The following is a 20,890-nucleotide window of genomic DNA, read 5'->3' as shown; positions in this document are numbered from 1 at the left end:
TGAGCTTAGGCCGACCTAAATGCTCTGTGACCCCCTTGCGCCGCCGCCGGGAATGGTTCGTGCCCGGAGCGGCAGGGCGGTCAGGTGCACGTCGCGGAGCCCTCCGTCGTCGGCGACGGCGGTCAGGAAGGTGCAGGCCGGCTGGCGCCTCCGATCCGTCGGGGAGCCCGGATTGAGCAGGCGGAGACCCGCCGGGGAGACGGTGTCCCAGGGGATGTGGCTGTGCCCGAAGACGAGCACGTCGGCACCCGGATGAGCGGCGTCGGCGCGGGTCTCGCGGCCGGTCGCCGCTCCGGTCTCGTGCACCACGCGGACGTCGAGGCCGGCGATGCGGGCGCGCGCGACCTCGGGCAGGCGGGCGCGCAGCGGCTCCGGATCGTTGTTGCCCCACACGGCCAGCAGGAGCGCCGCCCGCTCCTCCAGCGCGTCCAGCGTCGCCTCGTCGACCCAGTCGCCCGCGTGCACGACCAGGTCTGCCTCGTCGACCGCGCGCCACACCTCGTCCGGGAGGGCCTTCGCCCGCTTCGGAAGGTGCGTGTCGGCGAGCAGGAGGAGGCGGACCGGACCGTCGACCTCGGGTGGAGAGCCGTCGGGGCCGGGCTGGAGCAGGGGCATCAGCGGGCGGGGCCGGGCGTCGGCTCCACTCCGCCGTCGGCACCGGGCTCGGTCGCGGTCCCGGAGCTGCGGAGGCGGGCGTCGAGCGCCTCGAGGTCGGCGGCGAACCAGAGGTGGTCGCCGCGGTTCGACTCGATGACGAAGGCCTGCAGCGCGCTCGACTCCGCCACCGGCCCGCTGACGTCGCCGAGGATCACCAGCCGCTTGCCGTACGAGACGAACTTCTGCACGAACTCGCCGGCGATGCCGGAGCGCAGGCGGAGGAACTCGGGGTCGAGCCGGCCGACGGGCACCACGATCGTCTCGACGTCGCCGCCGTAGGTCTCGCCGATCAGCGCGATCGCGTCGTCCGGGGTCGAGAGCGCGCCTCCGTCGTCGTCGACGAGCAGGAGGGGGACGCCCTGGCGGGTCTCGGTTCTCATCGGGCCAGCCAATCACGTCGGCCGGGGAGAGGCGAGCAGTGCCGTCCGGGCCTCCGCTCGGGGCGTCCCCTCCTGCGCCGGTCGTGCTTGCGGGGACACGCCGATCAGGCGTCCGGACGGGCTGCCCGCACCGCCGCTACGAGCCCGGCAGCTCGACGCGGCGCTTGAAGCCCACGTGCGAGTCGACGAAGCCCAGGCGCAGGTAGAAGCGGTGGGCGTCGGTGCGGGCGGCGTCCGAGGTCAGCTGGACGAGCGGCGTGCGGAGCTCGATCGCAGCGACGTCCAGCACCCAGCGCATCAGGGCCGTGCCGATCCCCGCCGACCGCTCGGCGCTCGCCACCCGGACCGCTTCGACGAGCAGGCGGGAGCTGCCGCGGCGCGCCATCCCGGGGATCACGGTCAGCTGCAGCGTGCCGACCACGGCTCCGGCGCCGTCCACCGCGACCACGAGATCGTTGCCCGGGTCCTGCGCGATGCTCCGGAAGGCGGCCTCGTAGGCGGCCCCGTCCTCCTCGGCGGCGACGTCTCCGCGCCCGGCGCTGATCGGGTCGTCGGAGAGGAGCCGGACGATCGCGGGGAGGTCGTGGAGCACCGCGCGGCGGAGGAGGAGGCTCCTCTCCCCGGGGCCGGCGTCGCAGGGGAGGGTCAGGTCGGCGATCATGCCCTCATCCTCCCTCTGCTCCACGGCGGGAGCGGTCGTCGGAGGCGGGCAGGACGCGGCTGAGAGCGGCAGGGGGATCCTGGTGCCCGGTCCGCACGTCCACGCGCCGCGTGCCGCAGCCGGCGCAGCGGACGTACACGACGACGCCCTCGCTGGTCCGGTGGGCCGACTCGGTCGTCCAGCCGTGCTCGTGCGGATCGACGGCGGGGGCGAGCGGCTCGGAGGGGTGCGGGGAGGGTGTGGAGGTGCGCATGGGAGCCACTGTGCTGTCATGGTCTTATGCAGCTCAACCCTTACGGCGAGTACGCGGTCCTGCTCGCCGCCTCCCTCGCGAACGACTGGCCGTCCGACCGCGCGGGCATCGAGGCTCGAACGCGCGAATACGGCATGACGATGGCCTTCGAGTCCGGCCCGGACGACCACGCCCGGACGCGCGACGTGATCGACGAGTGGCTGGAAGTGGTCGACGCGCCGACTCCGAGCGGCCGGGCGACGTCGCTGAACCGCCAGATGGCCGCGATCGCCGCGTATCCGCGCCTGACCGACCACGACGACGAGGGCTGGCACCTGCACTACCGCGACCAGGACCAGTCCCTGGCGCACGTCCTCCACGCCGTCATCGCGGTCGGCACGGCGCTGCACCTGACGACCCGGGGGATGAGCCGCCTCCTGCGGTGCGAGGCCGGTCGGGCGCCGGGCGACCACTGCAGGAACGTCGTCGTCGACGTGACGCGGAACGGCCGGCAGCGGTACTGCTCCGTCCGCTGCGCGAACCGGGCCGCGGTCCGGCGGCACCGCCTGCGGCACGCGGAGTGAGTCCGCGCGGCCCCGTCACTCCGCCGCGTCGCCGCCCGGCTTCATCCAGAACGGGGAGTAGTGGTAGCCGTCGAGGTCGTCGAACTGGCGCTGGTACATGAAGGGGTAGTCGTCGGTGTCGCCGATCCGGCCGCCCGCGGCGGCGGCCCGCTCGACGAGCTCGTCGACGGCCGCGCGGCTGTCGAGGTCGAACGAGACGGTCACCTTCGAGGGGGTGCCGGGGGCGCCGATCAGCTCCTCGGTGGCGCCGACGCTCTCGTACATCGCGCGGCTCGCGAGCATGACGGACGTGCCGGGACCGATCGCGAAGCAGGAGACGTCCTCGCGGGACATCTCGGCGTTCAGGGTCCAGCCGAGCGCGGTGTAGAAGGCGGTGGCGCGCTCGACGTCGTCGACCGGGCAGGTGATGAAGAGGCTCATGCGCTCACCCTCGCCACCTGCGGGCGGGCCGTCAAGAGCTCCGCGAGGGAACTCCGGACGGCCCGCCGGGACTCAGCGGAACGACCGCAGCCGCAGGCTGTTCAGCACGACGAAGACGCTCGAGAACGCCATCGCGGCGCCGGCCACGAGCGGCCCCAGGAGTCCGGCCATCGCGAGCGGGATCGCGGCCACGTTGTAGGCGAAGGCCCAGAAGAGGTTGCCCCGGATGACCGCGAGGGTGCGGCGCCCGAGGCGCAGGGCGTCGGGCACCCGGGCGAGGTCGTCGCCGACGAGGGTGATGTCGCTCGCCTCGATCGCCGCGTCCGATCCGGCGCCCATCGCGATCCCCACGTCCGCGGCGGCCAGCGCGGCGGCGTCGTTCACACCGTCGCCGACGAAGGCGACGTGGCGGCCCTCCGCACGGAGGCGCTCGATCACCGCGAGCTTCTCCTCCGGCAGCACCTCGGCGACGACCTCGTCGATGCCGACGGCCGAGGCGACGGCCTGCGCCGCCCGCGGGTTGTCGCCGGTCAGCACCATCACCCGCAGGCCCCGCTCGCGCAGGGCGCGGACGGTGCGGGACGCCTCCGGCCTCGGCTCGTCGCGGAGGACCGCGAAGCCGCGCAGCGCCCCCTCCCAGCCGACGCCGACGACGGTGCCGCCCTCGGCGGTCGCTCGCTCGGCGCGCTCGGCGAGACCGCCCGGCGCGAAGCCCCACTGCTCCTCCAGCCAGCGCAGCCGGCCGGCGACGACCAGGCGGCCCTCGACCCGGGCGCGCACGCCGAACCCGGTGCTGGAGCGGAATCCGGTCGCCTCGGGGACGTCGAGGTGCGCGGCCCCGGCCACGATCGCCGCGGCGAGCGGATGCTCCGACCCGCGCTCGACGGCGGCGAGCATCCGCAGGCTCTCGTCGTCGCTGGAATCGACGACCTGGAACGCGCCGGTGGTGAGCGTGCCGGTCTTGTCGAGCACGACCGTGTCGATCCGCCGCCCGGCCTCGAGCACCTCCGGCCCGCGGAGGAGGATCCCGAGCTGGGAGCCGCGGCCGGTGCCGACGAGGACGGCGGTCGGGGTGGCCAGGCCCAGCGCGCACGGGCAGGCGACGACGAGGACGGCGACGGCGGGAGAGACGGCGGCGGCGAGGTCGGCGCCGGCGATCAGCCAGCCGGCGAGGGTGGCCAGGGCGAGCACCACCACGACCGGCACGAAGACGGAGGAGACGCGGTCGGCGAGCCGCTGGACGCGCGCCTTGCCGGCCTGCGCGTCCGAGACGAGACGGCCCATCCGCGCGAGCGTGGTCTCGGAGCCGACGCGGTCGACGCGGACGGTGAGCAGGCCGTGCGCGTTGAGCACTCCGCCGGTCACGGTCGAGCCCGGGCCGACCTCGACCGGCACGCTCTCGCCGGTGAGCATGCTCGCGTCGATCGCGCTCGAGCCCTCGAGCACGGTGCCGTCGGCGGCGACGGTCTCGCCGGGGCGCACGCGGAGGACGTCGCCGACCGCGAGCGAGGACGCGGGCACGCGCTCCTCCTGCCCGTCGGCGGCGACGCGCACGGCGTCCTTCGCGCCGAGGCGGAGGAGCGCCCGGAGCGCCGCACCGGCGTCGCGCTTCGACCGCGCCTCCAGGTAGCGGCCGGCCAGCACGAGGACGGGGACGGCGGCGGCGACCTCGAGGTAGATCTCGTCGTGGCCGGAGCGGCTGCCCAGCAGCTCGAACGGCATGCTCATGCCCGGCCGCCCGGCGTCGCCGAGGAACAGAGCCCAGACCGACCAGGCGAAGGAGGCGCTGACCCCGAGGCTGATCAGGGTGTCCATGGTGGTGGAGCCGTGCCGCAGCGCCCGCCAGGCGTTGCGGTGGAAGGGGAGCGCGCCCCAGACCGCGACCGGCGAGGCGAGGGCGAGGCACAGCCACTGCCAGTTCGCGAACTGCAGCGGCGGGATCATCGAGAGCAGGACCACCGGCACGGCGAGCAGGGCGGAGACGCGGAGCCGGGTGCGCAGGGCGCGCCGCTCGCGGTCGTCGTCGCTCTGCTCCTCCTGCTCCTCCGCGGGAGCCGCCTCGCCGCCGGAGGGGACCGTCGCGCTGTAGCCCGCGGCCTCGACGGCGGCGATCGCGTCGGCCGGAGTCGTGCCGGGCGGGAGGGTCAGCGTCGCGCGCTCGAGGGCGAGGTTGACGGTCGCGTGGACGCCGGGGAGCGCGTCGAGGCGCTTCTCGACCCGCGCGACGCAGGAGGCGCAGGTCATCCCTCCGATGGCGAGCTCGAGCGGGGTGCCGGTGGTCTCGGCCACGTCAGCTCAGGGGAGCGAGGCGGTAGCCCGCGTCGGCGACGGCGGCGGCGATCTCCTCGCGGCCGAGCGGCCGGGAGGAGCCGACCGTGACGGTCGAGACCCCGTCGGGGGCGAGGGACACGTCGACCGCCGAGACCTCGGGGTAGGCGGCGAGCTCCTCGGTGACGCTGCGGACGCAGTGCTCGCAGGTCATGCCCGCGACGCCGAAGCTCTGCACGGACGCGGCCGACAGGGAGCCCTGCGCCGCGTGGCCGGCATCGGAGCGGCCGGCGTCGCCGTGGCCGCCGCACGCGCAGGCGCCGCCTCCGCCGCAGCCGCACCCTCCCGTCGATCCGCTCGCGGTCAGGCCGAGGTCGATCCTGGTGCTCATGGGTCCTCCTGTGTGGTGCGTCCGGTCCGATCCGGTCGATCGGCCCGGTGGGCGTCCGGTCGGCACGCCGGTCGCGGCATACCCCCGGGGGGTACTCCATCGTAAGCCCAGCGAGCCCTCTCGGCAAGGCGGGAGGGCGGAGGAGGGATGATCTCAGGGGCGGCTCGGAGCCGCGCGAGGAGGGAGGGGCGCATGGATCCCGCATCGACGCCGCACTGGGGCGAGCCCCCGCCGCGCACGCCGCCGGCGGTCCCGCTGCCCCCGCGCACGCGGTTCGAGCCGACGGCGCTGCTCGCCGCGCCCCTGCCCGCCCCGGCCGCCGTCCGGGCCCGGGTCCGTCAGGCCGCCCCGGAGCGGCAGCGCCGGCTGGCGGCGCTCGCCGCCGTCACCGAGGGGTTCGCCGTCCTGCGCACTCCCGAGCTCGCCCGGGCGCTGCGCCGGATCGCGGCACCCGCCTCCGCCGCTCCGGCCGCCGCCGCCGGAGTGCTGGCCGTCGGCCGCGACGGACTCGAGCTCGCCGCCGAGCGCGCGGACGCCCTGCGCATCGCCGAGTGGGATCGGATCGTCTCGGTGGGCGTCGGCACCTCGCCCTCGGGTGCCCACCGGGTCCGCGCGCTGGTCCTGGCGGTCCTCGCGCCGCCGCCCGCCTCCGCCGTCCTGCGTGCGGCGAGGCGGCGCCCGCGCACCGTCCTCGTGCCCCTGGTCGTCGCCGCCCCGGCCGCTCTCGGCTGGCGCGTGGCCGACGACCGCACGTTCCTCCTCGCTCTCGACCGCCTGCAGCGCGCCCTCGAGGAGCGTGCCCGGTGAGGGCGCGGCCCCGCTTCGCCCTCGCGGCCGTCGCCGTGCTCGGCCTGGGCCTGGCGCTGCGGTTCGTGCTCACGGGGCTGCTCGCCGACCTCGCCGGCGGAGTGGCCTACGTCGTGCTGGTGGCGCTGCTGATCGCGGTGCTCCTGCCGCGCATCCCGGGCGTGACGGCTGCCGGGATCGCGCTGGCCTGGTCGATCGCGATGGAGCAGCTGCAGGCGATCGGAGTCGCGGCGCGCCTGGTCGAGCTGTGGGCGCCGCTCCGCCTCGTCGTCGGCACCACCTTCTCCTGGCTCGACATCGCGGCCTACGTCCTCGGCGCGGTCGTCGCCGCGGCCGTGCACCTCGCCGTCGCCCCGCGCGAGCAGTCCGCCTGACGGGAGTCCGCGCCCCCCGTCTTCCGTTCGCCCGTCGGCCGGGCTGCCGCGGGGCGTCCCGGCCTCCGCCGAGGCGCCGGCCTCGCCCACCGGACCGCCGAGGTGTTCGTGCGCTCCCCGAGGCGCCGCCGTCCCCGCGGTGCCTCGCCGGCGGACGCGGTGTCTCGCCGGAGGAGCGACGCCGGCCGCCGGAGCGGCGCGGTCCCTCCGCCCCCGCGCCCCTGATTAGGGTGAAGCCATGAGCGAGCCGGCACTCCCCGAGACGACGGCCCCGCGGGCCTCGGCCCCGCACGACCACCGCCGCGACCGGCGCATCCCCGAGCCGGTCGACCGGTTCGCCACCGGCGAGGAGTACCCCGAGTACCGCGTCGACCTGGAGCGGATCCGCTTCTCGCCGTACTTCGCCCGACTCTCCGCGGTGACCCAGGTCATCTCGCCCTCAGGCGTCGGCCAGGTCGTGCACAACCGGCTCACGCACTCGATCAAGGTCACCGCGGTCGCCCGCGCGATCGCGATGCAGCTGACCACCACCGATCCCGCCCAGCGCGAGCTGGTCGAGCGGCTCGGCGGCTGCGACCCGGTGGTCGTGCAGGCCGCGGCCAGCGCGCACGACCTCGGCCACCCTCCGTTCGGCCACCTCGGCGAGCAGGCGCTCGACCGCCTCGCGCGCGAGCGGCTGGGGCTCGCGGAGGGTTTCGAGGGCAACGCGCAGTCGTTCCGGATCCTCTCCGAGCTCGACGTCTGCGAGACGGTGGAGGTGGGGCTGAACCTCACCGCCGCCTCCCGAGCCGCCGTGCTCAAGTACCCGTGGGGGCGGACGGTCCACCGCCCCGGCATCGACTCCGCCGACCCGACCGAGCTGCCCCGCGGCTCGGCCGCCAGCCGGTGGGAGACCGCACCGCCGAAGTTCTCGGCGTACACGCTCGACCTCGACGACCTGCTCGACGCCCGCTCCGGCTTCGCCGCGATCGCCCCCTGGCAGCAGACCCTCGAGTGCTCGGTGATGGACGTCGCCGACGACATCGCCTACTCGCTGCACGACCTCGACGACTTCTACCGCGCGGGGGTGCTGCAGCAGGCGGCCGTCGCCGTGGAGTTCCGCGCGTTCCTCCGCGAGCAGAACGCGCTCGCCGCCCTCGACGCCGAGGAGCTGTGGGCGCGGGCCCCCGGGCACTCGCTCGAGATGCTCCGCCGGAGGCTCGTGGCCCGCGACCCGTGGATCGCGAGCGACGAGCACTTCCGCGCCTCCGTGGAGAGAGTGTCGACCGAGCTGGTCGAGGGGCTCCTCGCGCTCCCCTTCGACGGATCGACGCGCACCGAGCGCGCGATCGAGGCCTTCGTCTCCTCCTGGATCGGCCGTCTGCAGCGCTCCGTGGTGGTGCTCGCCGAGCCGAACGTGCGCTCGGGCCACCTCTCCCTCCTCCCCGACGCCTGGCACGACGTGGCCGTGCTGAAGTTCGTGCACACCCGCTTCGTGATCGATCGGCCGGACTTCGCCACCTACCAGCGCGGCCAGTCGCAGGTGCTCGAGACGCTGGTGACCCACCTCGACGCCTGGCTGGAGGATCCGCGCGACGGCTCGCGGGCTCCGCAGAAGCTGCTCGACCTGATCGAGCTCGCGACCGACGGCTACTTCCGCCTGCGCGCCGACCACCCCGACTGGCTCCCGGCCGACGAGCGCGGCCGACCGACCTCCGACCCGGCGGCGCTGCAGCGGCTCGGCCGGGGACGCGGTGTGGTCGACTACGTCGCGACCCTGACCGACGAGCAGGCGATGGCGCTCGCCGCCCGCCTCCGCGGCGATCGCGAGCCGTGGGCGATGGGGACCTGACGCCCCGGCGGGTGGGTTGACACCGCGCGTCGCGTGTGGCCTCGTCGGCTCCCCACCCGTCGTTCCGGGGGAGGAGCCTCCGCCGGGCCGCCGAGGACGCGTCCCGCGACCGCCCAGCCGGCGTCCAGGAAGCGCAGCCTGAACGACAGCGTAAAATCACGGAGGCACATGCCAGGATCGACAACTCGACAGGGAGTTCCGTTGGACGGAAACGCAACGACCACGCACCGCAACGTCGCATTGCTGTCCGTCGCGACCACGCTGGCTCCGCGCGTGACCACCTCGGCCGAGATCGAGGCGCGGCTCGCTCCAGCGCTCAAGCGACTGCGGCTCCCCACCGGGCTCCTCCAGCGTGTCGCCGGCGTGCACGAGCGCCGCAACTGGGGCACCGAGCAGGGCTTCGACGGAGCGGCGATCGACGCGGGCAAGCGCGCTCTCGCCGAGGCCGGCGTCCGCGCCGACCAGATCGGCCTGATCATCAACACGTCGGTGACCCGCAAGCACCTCGAGCCCTCGGTCGCCGTGCGCCTGCACCACGGGCTCGGCCTGCCCTCGTCGGCCATCAACTTCGACATCGCGAACGCGTGCCTCGGCTTCGTCAACGGCATGACCCTCGCCGCGCAGCTGATCGACTCCGGCCAGATCCGCTACGCGCTCATCATCGACGGCGAGGACGCCGACGAGATCCAGGTCAACACGATCGAGCGCCTGAGCCGCGAGGGCGTCAAGCGCAAGGACTTCATGAGCGAGTTCGCGAGCCTGACCCTCGGCTCCGGCGCGGCCGCGGCCGTCCTCGGCCCGGCCGACGAGCACCCCAAGGGCCACCGCATCCTCGGCGGCATCACCCGCGCGGCCACGCAGTTCAACGAGCTCTGCGTCGGCAGCGTCGACGGCATGTTCACGGACGCGAAGGCGCTGCTCAAGGGCGGCATGGAGCTCGTCCTCTCGGCGTGGAAGGAGGCCACCCGCGACTGGAACTGGAGCGGGATGGACCGCTACATCACGCACCAGGTGTCGGACGTGCACACCGACGCCCTGGTGAAGGCCGTCGGCATCGACCGCAGCCGCGTCCCCACGACCTACCCCACCCTCGGCAACGTCGGCCCGGCGTCGATCCCGATCACCCTGGCCCAGGAGGCCGAGACCCTGCAGCCCGGCAACCGGGTGCTGCTCATCGGAGTGGGCTCGGGCATCAACACCGCGATGCTCGAGATCGCCTGGTGACCGCGCCCCACCCGGCCGAGCGGATCCGCGGAGCGCTCGGCTCCACGGCCGCCGCGCAGCTGCCCCCGGCCGGGCTCGACGGGCTCGATCCCGCGTGGTCGCGCCTCGTCGACGCTCCGGACGCCCAGGGCGTGCCGCGCCGCTGGCACCTGCTCGACACGGGCGAGGCCCTCGGCACGGAGCCCGTCGGCACCGTCCTCTGCGTGCACGGCAATCCCACCTGGTCCTACCTCTGGCGCCGCCTCGCGGCCGCCACGCTCGAGTCGGCCCGCAGCGGAGGCCCCGCCTGGCGGGTGGTCGCTGTCGACCAGCTCGAGATGGGCTTCTCCGAGCGGACCGGCGCCCTGCACACGCTCGCCGACCGCGTGCGCGAGCTCTCCGACCTCACCGACGTGCTCGGCCTCGACGACGTGGTCACCCTCGGCCACGACTGGGGCGGAGTCGTCTCGCTGGGCTGGGCGGTCGACCACCCGGAGCAGCTGCGCGCCACGATGCTCCTGAACACCGCGATCCACCAGAGCGCCGACGAGCCGATCCCGGCCCCGCTCCGGCTCGCGCTCGCCTCGGGTGTGCTCGGCGCCTCGACGGTCGGCACGCCGGCCTTCCTCGAGACGACCCTCGCGCTGGGGCACCCGGCGCTGCCCTCCGCGGTGAAGGAGGGGTACCGCGCGCCCTACCGGTCCGCGTCGCGCCGCGGCGGAGTGGGCGGCTTCGTCGCCGACATCCCGGTCGACTCCGCGCACCCGAGCGACCCGGAGCTGCAGCGCATCGCCGAGGGCGTCAGCGCCCTGACGACGCCGGCCCTGATGCTCTGGGGCCCGCTGGACCCGATCTTCTCCGACCGCTACCTCGACGACCTCGTCGACCGCCTCCCGCACGCGCAGGTCCACCGCTACGAGGGAGCGGGCCACCTGGTGGCCGAGGACGTCGACTACTCGTCCGCCGTCCTCACCTGGCTGGGCGACCTCTCCGACGGCGAGGAGCCGTTCGGCGGCGACCCCGCCCCCGACGTCCGCCGCCCGACCGCGCCGGTCGAGCCGCTCTGGGCGCACCTCGACCGCAACGCGCAGGACGACTCGCTCGCCCTGGTCGAGATGGCGCCTCCCGGAGGCGGCGGGCCCCGCTCGGTCTCCTGGCGCCTGCTCTCGCAGCGGGTCCGCGAGCTCGCCGCCGGGCTCCGCGCCTCTGGCGTCTCCCCGGGCGACCGCGTCTCGCTCCTCGTGCCGCCCGGTGCCGACCTGACGGCGCTGCTCTACGCGTGCCTGCGCATCGGAGCCGTCGTGGTCGTCGCCGACGCGGGCCTGGGCCTGCGCGGTCTCACCCGCGCGGTCCGCGGCGCCTGGCCGGATCTGGTGGTCGGCGCCCTGCCCGGCCTCGCCGTCGCGCGGGCCCTCCGCTGGCCCGGCGGCCGGGTCTCGACGCAGACCCTGCCCCGCGCCTCCGCCTCTGCCCTCGGGGTCGACACGTCGCTCGGGCAGCTGATCGAGCTCGGCCGCGCCGAGCTGGCCGCCGACCCGGAGGCGCTGGGCGAGGCGCCCGCCGCCGACGCCGTGGCCGCGATCCTGTTCACCTCCGGCTCGACCGGCCCCGCCAAGGGCGTCGTCTACACGCACCGGCAGCTCGCCGGCGTCCGCGACGCGCTCGCCCGCCAGTACGGGATCGGACCGGGCACCGGCCTCGTCGCGGGCTTCGCGCCGTTCGCCCTGCTCGGTCCCGCGCTGGGCACGCGCTCCGCCACTCCGGACATGGACGTCACCGCGCCCCGGACGCTCACCGCGGCCGCCGTCGCCGCGGCCGCCGCCCGGGTCGACGCGACCGTGCTGTTCCTCTCGCCGGCCGCACTGGCCAACGTCGTGGCCACCGCCGGCGCGCTCGACGTCGACGACCACCGGGCCCTCGCCGGCGTGCGCACCTTCCTCTCGGCCGGCGCCCCCGTCTCGGCGGGACTGCTCGGCGAGGCGCAGGCGCTCATGCCGAACGCCTCCGCCCGCACTCCCTACGGCATGACCGAGGGGCTGCTGCTCACCGACGCGTCGCTGGAGGGCATCCGCGAGGCCGCCTCCGACGACGATCCGCGCGGAGGCGTCTGCGTGGGCGTGCCCGCCGCGGGCGTCCGGCTGCGGATCGCCCCGCTCGACGCCGGCGGCCGCGCCGCGGACGAGCCGGAGGAGATCACCGGCACGACCGGCGAGATCGTCGTCTCGGCCGGTCACGTCGAGGACCACTACGAGCGCCTCTGGCTCACCGACCGCGCCGCCCGCGTCGGCGCCGTCCCGGGCGAGCGCTGGCACCGCACCGGGGACGTCGGGCGGATCGACTCCGCCGGCCGCCTCTGGGTCGAGGGCAGGATGCCGCACGTCGTCGTCACGCCGGACGGCGTCGTCACGCCGGTCGGACCGGAGCAGCGGATCGAGGCGCGCGTCACCTCGGTCGCCCGCGCCGCGATCGTCGGAGCCGGCCCGCGCGGAGTCGCGCAGCTGGTCGCCGTGGTCGAGCTGCGCTCGGGCGCGCGCCGCGTGGTGCTGGCCGAGGAGGCCCTCGCCGCCGAGGTGCGCGCGGCCGTCGGCCGGCCCGTCGCCGCGGTGCTCGTCGTCCCGGCGCTGCCCACCGACATCCGCCACAACTCCAAGATCGACCGGGCCGCGCTCTCGCGCTGGGCCGAGGGCGTGCTCGCCGGCGGCCCGATGGTGGCTCCGTGAGGGTCCTGGTCACCGGCGCGAGCGGCCTGCTCGGCGGTGCGGTGGCCGCGGGCCTCGTCGCCCAGGGGCACGATGTCCGCACCTTCCAGCGTAGGCCCTCCGGGGTCGCGGGCGTCGAGGAGGCGCGGGGCTCCCTGACCGATCCGCGCGCGGTCGAGGAGGCCGTCGACGCGGCCGAGGGCGTCGTGCACCTCGCCGCGAAGGTCTCGCTCGCCGGCGATCCTGGCGACTTCGACCGCGTGAACATCGACGGAACCCGGCGTCTGCTCGCCGCCGCCGCCCGCGCCGGCGTGAGCCGCTTCGTCCAGATCTCGTCGCCCTCCGTCGCCCACTCCGGCTCCTCGATCACCGGCGACGACGCCGAGCCCGCCGATCCGGACCGCGCCCGCGGCGACTACGCGCGCACCAAGGCCCGCGCCGAGCTGCTGGCGCTGGCGGCCGACGCCCCCGGCTTCGCGGTGGTCGCCGTGCGCCCGCACCTGGTCTGGGGTCCGGGCGACACCCAGCTCGTCGCCCGCATCGTCGAGCGGGCGCGCGCCGGCCGGCTGCCGCTCCTCGGGCACGGCCAGGCGCTGATCGACTCCACCTACATCGACAACGCCGCCTCGGCGATCGTCGCCGCTCTCGGGCGGGCGGAGGAGGTGCACGGCCGCTCCTACGTCGTCACCAACGGCGAGCCGCGCCCGGTCGCCGAGCTGCTCGCCGGGATCTGCCGCGCCTCGGGCGTCGAGCCGCCGCGCTGGTCCGTCCCCGCCTCCGTCGCCCGCGCTGCGGGCTCGCTCGTCGAGCGCGTGTGGGCCGTGCGGCCCGGCGCCGATGAGCCGCCGATGACCCGCTTCCTCGCCGAGCAGCTCTCGACCGCGCACTGGTTCGACCAGCGCCGCACGCGCGCCGATCTGCAGTGGAGCCCGTCGGTCACCCTCGACGAGGGTCTGGCGCGCCTGTCCGCCGCCCGCTGAGGCGCCGGGTCCGGAGACGACGGAACGGACGGGACCCCGTCGCCGAGGCGAGGGGGTCCCGTCCGTCCGGGGCTCCCGCGACGGATCGCGGGAGGGGAGCCGAGGTCAGTCGGCGAGGATGAGGTACAGCGCGCGACGGGTCTCGTCGAGCTTGGCGGAGGCGGCGGCGCGCTGCGCCTCGGTCGCTCCGCGGAACTGCTGCACGACGCCCATCAGCTTGCCGACGTTCTCCATGAAGGCGCGATCGGCGTCGCTCGCGCCGGGGGTGGCCTCCCAGGCCGCGTCGAGCTCGTCGGCGTGCTCGCGCACGTAGGTGCCGCCCGCGTCCGTGAGCTGGTACTCGGTGCCGCGGCCCTCGCCGACGGCCGTGATGAGGCCCTCGTCGACGAGCTGCTGGAGGGTGGGGTAGACGGAGCCGGGGCTGGGACGCCACGATCCGTTCGTCTTCTCGGCGATGGCCTTGATCAGGCCGTAGCCGTTCGAGGACTTCTCGGAGAGGAGGGAGAGGAGGGCCGCGCGGACGTCACCGCGTCGGGCGCGTCCTCCGCCGCGGCCGAAGGGGCCGCCGAAGCCGGGGCCGAAGCCCGGGCCGAAGCCGAAGCCGGGCCCGAAGCCGCGGCCGTGACCGCCGGGTCCGCGGCGCTGTCCGCGGCCGGGGTGCTCGTGGCGGGAGGAGTGGTCGCCGTCGCACGAGTCGCGGCGGTCGTCGGAGAAGAAGGTCCTGGAGTTCATGGGTGTGCTGCTCTCTGTCGTGAGGGGATCCCTTTCGATCGGATCCGGTCGCCCGTCGGGAGCGGCTGCTTCCGATCTGTCGGCGATGCAGTAACGATATATCGGCGACGGATCGGATGTCAACACCTGAACTGCCCGTAGCCTGGGAGCTCCCCGTCGATCGAGAGGTCCCGCATGCCGCGTCCCGACTCCGAGCTCGAGGCGTACCTCGCCTCCTCCCTTCTCGCCGGGGACGTCCTCACCGGCCGCGCGAGCAACCTCGGCAACCTCCGCCGCCTCGCCGCCCGCGAGCCCGCGCTCCTCTACGGCGTGGACGTGGCCGAGCACTGGACGCTCGAGAGCCTGCTCGCCCTGATGGGGGAGCGCGTGGGGATCAGCACCGACCCCTCCTTCGAGAGCGGGCAGGACCGGATCGACGCCCGCCTGACGGTCGCGGGGCTCGCCCGCTACCGCGACCGGTTCGCCGCCGCTGTCCGCGAGGGGGCGCTCCTCCTGTTCGCCACCGCGCACCCCGCGACCCTGATGGACGTCTACCGCCGCTTCGCTGCTGCCGCGACGGAGCGGGGCGCTCGCGTGATCGACGTGAACGCGCTCCCGTTCGCCGCCCCCGACGGCATCCGCGTGCCTCTCGCGGACGAGCACCAGGCCCTGTGGTGCACCGGCGGGGTCACCTGCGTCTACCGCGGGGGAGGGCTGCAGCACACGCACTCGCCGGAGCCGATGGACGCGCTGCTCGACCGCCTCGACGAGCTCGGCATCCGCCCCGACCTGGTCGTCGCCGACCACGGCTTCGCGGGCGCGGCCGGCCGGCGGGGGCTGCCGGTCATCGCGATCGCCGACTGCAACGACCCGGCGGTGTTCGTCGCCGAGGCGCAGGGCTCGATCGAGGTGGTCGTCCCGATCGACGACGGGCTGGCCGTCCATCTCTACGAGCCGGTGATCGACTTCGTCCTCCGCGCCCTCTCGGAGCCCGCGCGCACCTGACGGCTCGTAGAATCGCCTTCGGCTCGTCGCGATCCCGGATCCGACGGGCCGACCGTTTTCGCGAGTCCCCGCGCTCGCCCACCACTGCAGACGGAGCATCCGTGACCCAGCCCCACGACGGCCTCCTCCCGCGCTTCGCCGTCGGCGTCGACATCGGGGGGACGTCGATCAAGGCGTCCCTCGTCGACGTCACCACCGGCGAGCGGGCGGCTCGGCGCTTCGCGGTCGCGAACCCGCTGGGCAAGGAGCCCGAGGACTTCGCCGAGGCGATCGCCGGCATCGTCCGGGACGTCTCGCCGATCGCGGGCACGCCCGTGGGCGTCGGCTTCCCCGGGATCGTCCGCGGCGGCGTCGTCCGCCAGACCACCCACGTCTCGCAGCGCTGGGTCGGGCTCGACGCGCAGGCCCTCCTCTCGGAGGCGACCGGGGTCGACGTCGTCGTCGTCAACGACGCGGACGCGGCGGGGGTCGCCGAGCGCGAGTTCGGGGCCATGCGCGGACGCGAGGGCCTCCTCCTGCTGACCACCCTCGGCACCGGCATCGGGACGGCGCTCGTCCACGAGGGCGTGGTGATCCCCAACTCCGAGCTCGGGCACCTGCACATCGACGGTCCCGACTTCGAGCCGCAGGTCGGCTTCTCGGCCGTCCGCCGCGAGGGCATCACCCTCGAGGAGTGGGCGGGTCGCCTCAGCGTCTACTACCGGCACCTCGAGATGCTGCTCTCGCCGCAGCTGTTCGTGATCGGCGGCGCGGCGGCGCACGTCTTCGACGAGTTCGCCCGCTTCCTCGACATCGGCACCGAGATCGTCCCCGCCCGCTTCGGCAACGACGCCGGATTCACGGGCGCCGCGATGGTCGCCGTCTCGCCCGACCGCCTCGCGCCCTGGTACCGCTCCACCCGCGGCGCCCGCCTCGACCCCGGGGCGCCCGCCATCGCCGACTGACCCCCTCCCTTCATCGAGGGAGCCCCGACCCGTCGAGGTGACCCGGCGGAGCGGGGTCCCTCGACGGTCCGGGGTTCCCTCAGCGGGCCGACAGGCCGCGGTAGACGGCGTCCAGCCGGGCGGCGGCGGCCGGCCAGGAGTGGGCGGCCGCCCAGTCGACGCCGCCGCGGCCGAGTCGCGCCAGCTCGCCGGGCGAGCCCAGCAGGGTCAGGATCGCCTCGGCCCACGCCGCAGGGGAGTCGGAGTCGAGCAGCACGCCGCTCCCGCCGTCGCGCACCGCGTCCACCAGGCCGGTCGTCCTGCGCGCGAGCACGGGAGTGCCGCTGCCGGCCGCCTCGAGCGCGATCAGCCCGAAGGTCTCGGCCGCCGAGGGCACGAGCGCCAGCTGCGCACTCCGGAGCCGCTCCGCCACCCGGTCGCGGTCGGCGGCCCCCTCGATCAGCACGCGGTCTCCCAGCGGAGCCGCCACGGCGCGCACCGCGTCGAGGTACGACTCCCGGCCCGGTGCCGCCCCGCCCACCAGCCGCAGCACCGGCCGCTCCGCCGGCGCCATCGCCGCGAGCGCCTCGACCGCCAGCAGCTGCCCCTTGAGCGGCTGCACCCGGCCGATCAGGACGACTCCGGAGCGCTCGCCGCCGCCCGGGCGGAACCGCGCGTCGGCTCCGGGCGGCACCACGACGACCCGGTCCGGATCCGCGCCGTACCCGCTGACGACGTCCTCCCGCTCCGAGGCGCCCGCCACCACGATCGCGTCGGCGGAGGCGAGCACGGAGCGCTCCGCGTCGATCCGCTGCTGCGGCTCCGCGACGTCGCCCGGGGCGAGCCGGGCGTTCTTCGCGAGCGAGCCCGAGTGCATCGAGTGCACGTGCGGCCTGCCGGTGAGCGCCCCCGCGAGGCCCGACACCCAGTAGTGGGAGTGCACGACGTCGGCCCCCTCCGCGGCGCGCGCGAACTCCGGCGCCGCGGCCGCCAGCGCGTACTTGTCGCCCGCCGGCACCGGCACGCCGACCACTCGCACACCCGGCGCGAGCATCCGGACGCCCTCGCCGCGGGTCAGCACCTCGATCTCCCAGCCGAGCGCAGCCAGCTCCGGGAGCACCGCCGCGAGGTACACGTTCATCCCGCCCGCGTCGCCCGTCGACGGCTGCTCGAGCGGGGAGGTGTGCGCCGAGACGACGGCCAGACGGGGCATCCCTCCATCGTAGGGACGGCCGTGCGTCCTCCACGGATCCCGGCCCGCGGCTCGCAGCGCCTCCGGAATCGGGTTGAATAGACGGATGCGCTCGTTCGAGCGCGGAGAGCGTGAGGTCCATGGCCCGCCAGAGTCCCCCCGGTGAGGCGCTGCCGTCGGCCGCACCCGGGCCGGTGACCGCCGGCCACGAGCCCTTCTCCGAGCAGGACATCCGCGCCCTCGTCGGAACCGCCGCCGTCGAGAAGGGCACCGCGTACGCGGACGAGGGCCGCGTGCGCGAGCTGCAGTGGTTTGGCGGCCGCACCCGCCTCTTCGGCCAGGTCCGCGGATCCGGGCGCTCGCCGTACGCCGTGAGCGTGCAGCTCCGCGACGAGGGCGAGCACTGGACCCTCCTCGGCGGCGCCTGCAGCTGCCCGGTCAAGCACGAGTGCAAGCACGTCGCGGCCGTCCTGATCGAGGCCCTGCGCCGCGAGCGCGAGGGCGGAGTGGCCGGTCCCTTCCCGGGCGAGGCCGCTGTCGACGCCGTCCCGGAGTGGCGCAGCGCGCTCGCCCCGCTCCTCGCCGGCGCGGAGCGCTCGCACACCGGCATCCCGCTCGGCCTGCAGTTCGAGCTGCTGCCCGGCGAGCCCGTGCGTCGCCCGCCCGGCCGCTACAACTCCTACCGGCCGCCGCCCGAGCCGCGCCCGCGCCTGGGCGTGCGCCCGGTGCGGATGGGCGACCGCGATCGCTGGGTCCGCACCGGCACCAGCTGGCGTGACCTCGGCTACCTGCACTACAGCCACGACTACGACGAGCGCCAGATCGACGTGATCCGCGAGATGCAGGGCCTGCTCTCCGGGCACAGCGCCTCCAGCTACTACTCGCCCGACACCTGGCTCTACCTCGACCAGTGCCGGAGCGAGGCGATCTGGGCGGCCCTGCACGGAGCCGTCCGCGCGGGCATCGGCCTGGTGATGGGCGACCGCGACCAGACGCCGCTGAAGATCCTCGACACGACGGCCACCGCCTCCATCGACGTCACGCGCACCGCCGCCGGCCTCGAGCTGCGCTCGCTCGTCGCCATCGGCGACCACCCGGCGCCCGAGGAGTTCGGCTTCATCGGCGACCCGGCCGTCGGCCTCTACACCTGGGAGGGCGGCGACGAGATGCGCGCCCGCCCGGTCACGCTCATCCCGTTCGCCGCGCCGCTGCTGTCCTCCGCGCGCACGTTCCTCTGGAGCCGCGAGGCCATCCGCATCCCGGTGGCCGAGGAGTCGGCGTTCCTCACCGAGCACTACCAGCGGCTGCACCGGCTGTTCGACATCGTCTCCCGTGACGGCTCCTTCGAGGCGCCGGCGGTGCCCGAGCCGCGCCTCGGCCTCACCCTCGAGCACACCGACGGCGCGGGCCTGCGCGGCTCGTGGTGGTGGCGCTACGGAGTGGAGGGAGCGCGCGGCGGCGTGGACGCCGAGCGGCTCCCGCTGCGGGTCGGCGAGGACGCGGGCTATCGCGACCCCGAGGCCGAGCAGCGGATCCTCGACTCCCTCGTCGGAGCGGGTCTCGACCCGGAGTCGACGCCCGCCCTGGTGTCGCCGTCGAGCAGGCGTCTGCGCCCCACCTTCGACCTGCGCGGCATGCAGACCGTCGGCTTCCTCACCGGCGAGGTCGAGCGGCTCCGCGAGCTCGGCAATGTCGAGATCGAGGAGATCGGCGAGCGCGTCGAGTACCGCGAGGCGCAGACCGCGCCCGTGGTCGCCGTGCAGACCGTCGCCCAGCCCGACAGCCGCGACTGGTTCAACCTCGAGATCTCCGTCACCGTCAACGACGAGGCGGTCCCGCTGGCCGAGATCTTCCTCGCGCTCGCCCGCGGCGACGAGTACATGGTGCTGCCGAGCGGCGTCTACTTCGCCCTCGACGACGAGCGGTTCGGCCGCCTCCGCGAGCTGATCGCCGAGGCCCGCGAGCTCTCGGACGACCCCGGCGAGACCCTGCGGATCAGCCGGTTCCAGTCCTCCCTCTGGGACGAGCTGGTCGAGCTGGGCGTCGTGGAGGCCCAGGCCGCCGCGTGGCGCCGCTCCGTGGAGGGGCTCTCCGGCTTCACCGCGACCGGTGCGCTGGAGTCGCGGGTCCTGCCCGAGGGCTTCGCCGTGGAGCTGCGGCCCTACCAGCAGCTCGGCTACGACTGGCTCTCGTTCCTCTACGACAACCAGCTCGGCGGCGTGCTCGCCGACGACATGGGCCTGGGCAAGACCGTGCAGTCCCTCGCCCTGGTCACCCGGGTGATGCAGGAGCAGCGCGCCGCGGCCGCGGAGGCGGGCACCTCGCCGCGCCCGTTCCTCGTCGTCGCGCCCACCAGCGTGGTGCCCAACTGGGTCGGCGAGGCCAAGCGCTTCGCCCCGGACCTCCGCGTCGTCGGGATCGACGAGACGTCGAAGAAGAAGCGGAAGGCGCTCTCGAGCGTCATCGGCGAGGCCGAGCTGGTCGTCACCTCCTACGCCCTGTTCCGGCTCGACTACGAGTCGTACTCGGGCATCCAGTGGTCGGGGCTCCTCCTCGACGAGGCGCAGTTCGTCAAGAACCGCCAGTCGGCGACGCACCAGCTCGCGCGCCGGCTCGACGTGCCCTTCAAGCTGGCCATCACGGGAACGCCGATGGAGAACAACGTGATGGAGCTCTGGTCGCTGCTGTCGATCGTCGCTCCGGGCCTGTTCCCCTCGCCCGCCGGGTTCGTCGAGTTCTACCAGAAGCCGATCGAGCGCGAGGCCGACAGCGAGAAGCTCTCGCAGCTGCGGCGGCGCATCCGCCCGCTGATGCTGCGGCGCACCAAGGAGCTCGTCGCCAAGGAGCTGCCGCCCAAGCAGGAGCAGACCCTCGAGGTCGAGCTCGGCCCGAAGCAGCGGAAGGTCTACGACACGTACCTGGCGCGGGAGCGGCAGCGCGTGCTGGGCCTGATCGGCGACTTCGAGAAGAACCGCTTCGCGATCTTCCGCGCGCTGACCGTGCTGCGCCAGGTCGCGCTCGACGCGGCACTGGTCGACGAGGCGCACGAGAGCGTGCCCTCCACCAAGCTCGACCTGCTCGACGAGCTGCTGGGCGACGCACTCGGCGAGGGGCACCGCGTGCTGGTGTTCAGCCAGTTCACGCGGTTCCTCGGCCGGGTCCGCGGGCGGCTGGACGCGGCGGGCATCGAGTACGCCTACCTCGACGGAGCGACGAAGAAGCGCGACGAGGTCATCGAGCGGTTCCGCTCGGGCGCGGCGGGCGTGTTCCTGATCTCGCTCAAGGCCGGCGGCTTCGGGCTCAACCTCACCGAGGCCGACTACTGCATCCTGCTCGACCCGTGGTGGAACCCCGCCACCGAGTCGCAGGCGGTCGACCGCGCGCACCGCATCGGCCAGACCCGCTCGGTCATGGTCTACCGCCTGGTCGCGAAGGACACGATCGAGGAGAAGGTGATGGCCCTCAAGGAGGCGAAGGCCGCGCTCTTCGCCGCGGTCATGTCGGACGACGGCGCGGCGGCCACCGGCGGGATCACCGCCGAGGACGTGCGCGAGCTGCTGGGCTGAGCGCCG

Annotated in this window: 19 protein-coding genes; 10 read left to right on the top strand and 9 right to left on the bottom strand. The window is 74.9% G+C overall.

The genetic code is table 11. The features are described from left to right. Window positions 1–15: 15 nt before the first annotated feature. The 4 genes from C5C46_RS05535 to C5C46_RS05520 form a co-directional block, all read right to left on the bottom strand. Window positions 16–615, bottom strand: a complete 600-nt coding sequence (locus tag C5C46_RS05535) for a metallophosphoesterase (protein ID WP_104225945.1) — start codon at window positions 613–615, stop codon at window positions 16–18. After that, a complete protein-coding gene (locus C5C46_RS05530; RefSeq protein WP_104225944.1) occupies window positions 615–1,037 on the bottom strand; it encodes a DUF4180 domain-containing protein in 423 nt (140 codons plus the stop codon). Before C5C46_RS05530 ends, C5C46_RS05535 begins: the two co-directional genes overlap by 1 nt. Window positions 1,038–1,173: 136 nt before the next feature. Further along, window positions 1,174–1,698 (bottom strand): GNAT family N-acetyltransferase, encoded by a 525-nt coding sequence (locus C5C46_RS05525; protein ID WP_104225943.1) that lies wholly within the window; start codon window positions 1,696–1,698, stop codon window positions 1,174–1,176. A gap of 4 nt (window positions 1,699–1,702) precedes the next feature. Continuing rightward, a complete protein-coding gene (locus tag C5C46_RS05520; protein ID WP_104224177.1) occupies window positions 1,703–1,951 on the bottom strand; it encodes a hypothetical protein in 249 nt (82 codons plus the stop codon). A gap of 26 nt (window positions 1,952–1,977) precedes the next feature. Between C5C46_RS05520 and C5C46_RS05515 the strand changes: the two genes are divergently transcribed. After that, on the top strand, window positions 1,978–2,514 hold the full coding sequence (locus tag C5C46_RS05515) for a CGNR zinc finger domain-containing protein (RefSeq protein WP_104225942.1): 537 nt from the start codon (window positions 1,978–1,980) through the stop codon (window positions 2,512–2,514). 15 nt (window positions 2,515–2,529) lie between these two features. Here the strand turns inward: C5C46_RS05515 and C5C46_RS05510 are convergent, their stop codons facing one another. The 3 genes from C5C46_RS05510 to C5C46_RS17205 all read right to left on the bottom strand — a co-directional run bounded on the left by C5C46_RS05510 (window position 2,530) and on the right by C5C46_RS17205 (window position 5,593). After that, window positions 2,530–2,934, bottom strand: coding sequence for a VOC family protein (locus C5C46_RS05510; RefSeq protein WP_104225941.1), 405 nt, complete (start codon window positions 2,932–2,934; stop codon window positions 2,530–2,532). Window positions 2,935–3,006: 72 nt separating this feature from the next. Next, window positions 3,007–5,223 (bottom strand): cation-translocating P-type ATPase, encoded by a 2,217-nt coding sequence (locus C5C46_RS05505; RefSeq protein ID WP_258059349.1) that lies wholly within the window; start codon window positions 5,221–5,223, stop codon window positions 3,007–3,009. A 1-nt stretch (window position 5,224) separates the two neighbouring features. Beyond that, window positions 5,225–5,593 (bottom strand): heavy-metal-associated domain-containing protein, encoded by a 369-nt coding sequence (locus C5C46_RS17205; protein ID WP_104224180.1) that lies wholly within the window; start codon window positions 5,591–5,593, stop codon window positions 5,225–5,227. Between the two features lie 192 nt (window positions 5,594–5,785). On the opposite strand from C5C46_RS17205, the gene C5C46_RS16790 reads away from it, so the two are divergent. The 6 genes from C5C46_RS16790 to C5C46_RS05475 all read left to right on the top strand — a co-directional run bounded on the left by C5C46_RS16790 (window position 5,786) and on the right by C5C46_RS05475 (window position 13,487). Continuing rightward, the gene (locus tag C5C46_RS16790; RefSeq protein WP_181136493.1) at window positions 5,786–6,400 is read left to right on the top strand and encodes a hypothetical protein; all 615 of its coding nucleotides are present in this window, start codon (window positions 5,786–5,788) and stop codon (window positions 6,398–6,400) included. Then, a complete protein-coding gene (locus tag C5C46_RS16785; RefSeq protein ID WP_181136492.1) occupies window positions 6,397–6,774 on the top strand; it encodes a DUF2809 domain-containing protein in 378 nt (125 codons plus the stop codon). The genes C5C46_RS16790 and C5C46_RS16785 overlap by 4 nt, the downstream gene beginning before the upstream one ends. A gap of 238 nt (window positions 6,775–7,012) precedes the next feature. Continuing rightward, complete coding sequence (locus C5C46_RS05490; protein WP_104225939.1) at window positions 7,013–8,605, top strand: deoxyguanosinetriphosphate triphosphohydrolase family protein; 1,593 nt, start codon at window positions 7,013–7,015, stop codon at window positions 8,603–8,605. Window positions 8,606–8,773: 168 nt separating this feature from the next. Beyond that, a complete protein-coding gene (locus tag C5C46_RS05485) occupies window positions 8,774–9,829 on the top strand; it encodes a 3-oxoacyl-ACP synthase III (RefSeq protein ID WP_104225938.1) in 1,056 nt (351 codons plus the stop codon). After that, window positions 9,826–12,528, top strand: a complete 2,703-nt coding sequence (locus C5C46_RS05480; protein WP_258059347.1) for an alpha/beta fold hydrolase — start codon at window positions 9,826–9,828, stop codon at window positions 12,526–12,528. Before C5C46_RS05485 ends, C5C46_RS05480 begins: the two co-directional genes overlap by 4 nt. Then, window positions 12,525–13,487 (top strand): NAD(P)-dependent oxidoreductase, encoded by a 963-nt coding sequence (locus C5C46_RS05475; protein WP_104225937.1) that lies wholly within the window; start codon window positions 12,525–12,527, stop codon window positions 13,485–13,487. Before C5C46_RS05480 ends, C5C46_RS05475 begins: the two co-directional genes overlap by 4 nt. A 105-nt stretch (window positions 13,488–13,592) precedes the next feature. On the opposite strand, the gene C5C46_RS05470 is transcribed toward C5C46_RS05475, so the two are convergent. Then, on the bottom strand, window positions 13,593–14,219 hold the full coding sequence (locus C5C46_RS05470) for a PadR family transcriptional regulator (protein ID WP_104224185.1): 627 nt from the start codon (window positions 14,217–14,219) through the stop codon (window positions 13,593–13,595). A 174-nt stretch (window positions 14,220–14,393) separates the two neighbouring features. On the opposite strand from C5C46_RS05470, the gene C5C46_RS05465 reads away from it, so the two are divergent. After that, window positions 14,394–15,203, top strand: coding sequence for a phosphatase (locus tag C5C46_RS05465; protein WP_104225936.1), 810 nt, complete (start codon window positions 14,394–14,396; stop codon window positions 15,201–15,203). 101 nt (window positions 15,204–15,304) lie between these two features. After that, entirely contained in the window at window positions 15,305–16,147 is an 843-nt protein-coding gene (locus C5C46_RS05460) for an ROK family protein (protein ID WP_244229583.1), read from the top strand. 79 nt (window positions 16,148–16,226) lie between these two features. On the opposite strand, the gene C5C46_RS05455 is transcribed toward C5C46_RS05460, so the two are convergent. Then, entirely contained in the window at window positions 16,227–17,339 is a 1,113-nt protein-coding gene (locus C5C46_RS05455; protein WP_104225935.1) for a glycosyltransferase, read from the bottom strand. Between the two features lie 119 nt (window positions 17,340–17,458). Between C5C46_RS05455 and C5C46_RS05450 the strand changes: the two genes are divergently transcribed. Next, window positions 17,459–20,884, top strand: a complete 3,426-nt coding sequence (locus C5C46_RS05450; RefSeq protein WP_104225934.1) for a DEAD/DEAH box helicase — start codon at window positions 17,459–17,461, stop codon at window positions 20,882–20,884. The last annotated feature ends 6 nt before the right edge of the window (window positions 20,885–20,890 follow it).

It is taken from the genome of Rathayibacter sp. AY1E6 (genome assembly GCF_002931115.1).
Classification (GTDB): domain Bacteria; phylum Actinomycetota; class Actinomycetes; order Actinomycetales; family Microbacteriaceae; genus Rathayibacter.
The sequence above is the reverse complement of the archived record's forward strand: the minus strand, read 5'-3'. Positions and strand labels throughout refer to the sequence as shown.

What these genes read in the sequence shown, in the direction of transcription:
- C5C46_RS05535 (WP_104225945.1), bottom strand. Translation starts at nt 615, where the DNA reads ATGCCCCTGCTCCAGCCCGGCCCCGACGGCTCTCCACCCGAGGTCGAC.
- C5C46_RS05530 (WP_104225944.1), bottom strand. Translation starts at nt 1,037, where the DNA reads ATGAGAACCGAGACCCGCCAGGGCGTCCCCCTCCTGCTCGTCGACGAC.
- C5C46_RS05525 (WP_104225943.1), bottom strand. Translation starts at nt 1,698, where the DNA reads ATGATCGCCGACCTGACCCTCCCCTGCGACGCCGGCCCCGGGGAGAGG.
- C5C46_RS05520 (WP_104224177.1), bottom strand. Translation starts at nt 1,951, where the DNA reads ATGCGCACCTCCACACCCTCCCCGCACCCCTCCGAGCCGCTCGCCCCC.
- C5C46_RS05515 (WP_104225942.1), top strand. Translation starts at nt 1,978, where the DNA reads ATGCAGCTCAACCCTTACGGCGAGTACGCGGTCCTGCTCGCCGCCTCC.
- C5C46_RS05510 (WP_104225941.1), bottom strand. Translation starts at nt 2,934, where the DNA reads ATGAGCCTCTTCATCACCTGCCCGGTCGACGACGTCGAGCGCGCCACC.
- C5C46_RS17205 (WP_104224180.1), bottom strand. Translation starts at nt 5,593, where the DNA reads ATGAGCACCAGGATCGACCTCGGCCTGACCGCGAGCGGATCGACGGGA.
- C5C46_RS16790 (WP_181136493.1), top strand. Translation starts at nt 5,786, where the DNA reads ATGGATCCCGCATCGACGCCGCACTGGGGCGAGCCCCCGCCGCGCACG.
- C5C46_RS05490 (WP_104225939.1), top strand. Translation starts at nt 7,013, where the DNA reads ATGAGCGAGCCGGCACTCCCCGAGACGACGGCCCCGCGGGCCTCGGCC.
- C5C46_RS05485 (WP_104225938.1), top strand. Translation starts at nt 8,774, where the DNA reads ATGCCAGGATCGACAACTCGACAGGGAGTTCCGTTGGACGGAAACGCA.
- C5C46_RS05470 (WP_104224185.1), bottom strand. Translation starts at nt 14,219, where the DNA reads ATGAACTCCAGGACCTTCTTCTCCGACGACCGCCGCGACTCGTGCGAC.
- C5C46_RS05465 (WP_104225936.1), top strand. Translation starts at nt 14,394, where the DNA reads ATGCCGCGTCCCGACTCCGAGCTCGAGGCGTACCTCGCCTCCTCCCTT.
- C5C46_RS05455 (WP_104225935.1), bottom strand. Translation starts at nt 17,339, where the DNA reads ATGCCCCGTCTGGCCGTCGTCTCGGCGCACACCTCCCCGCTCGAGCAG.
- C5C46_RS05450 (WP_104225934.1), top strand. Translation starts at nt 17,459, where the DNA reads ATGGCCCGCCAGAGTCCCCCCGGTGAGGCGCTGCCGTCGGCCGCACCC.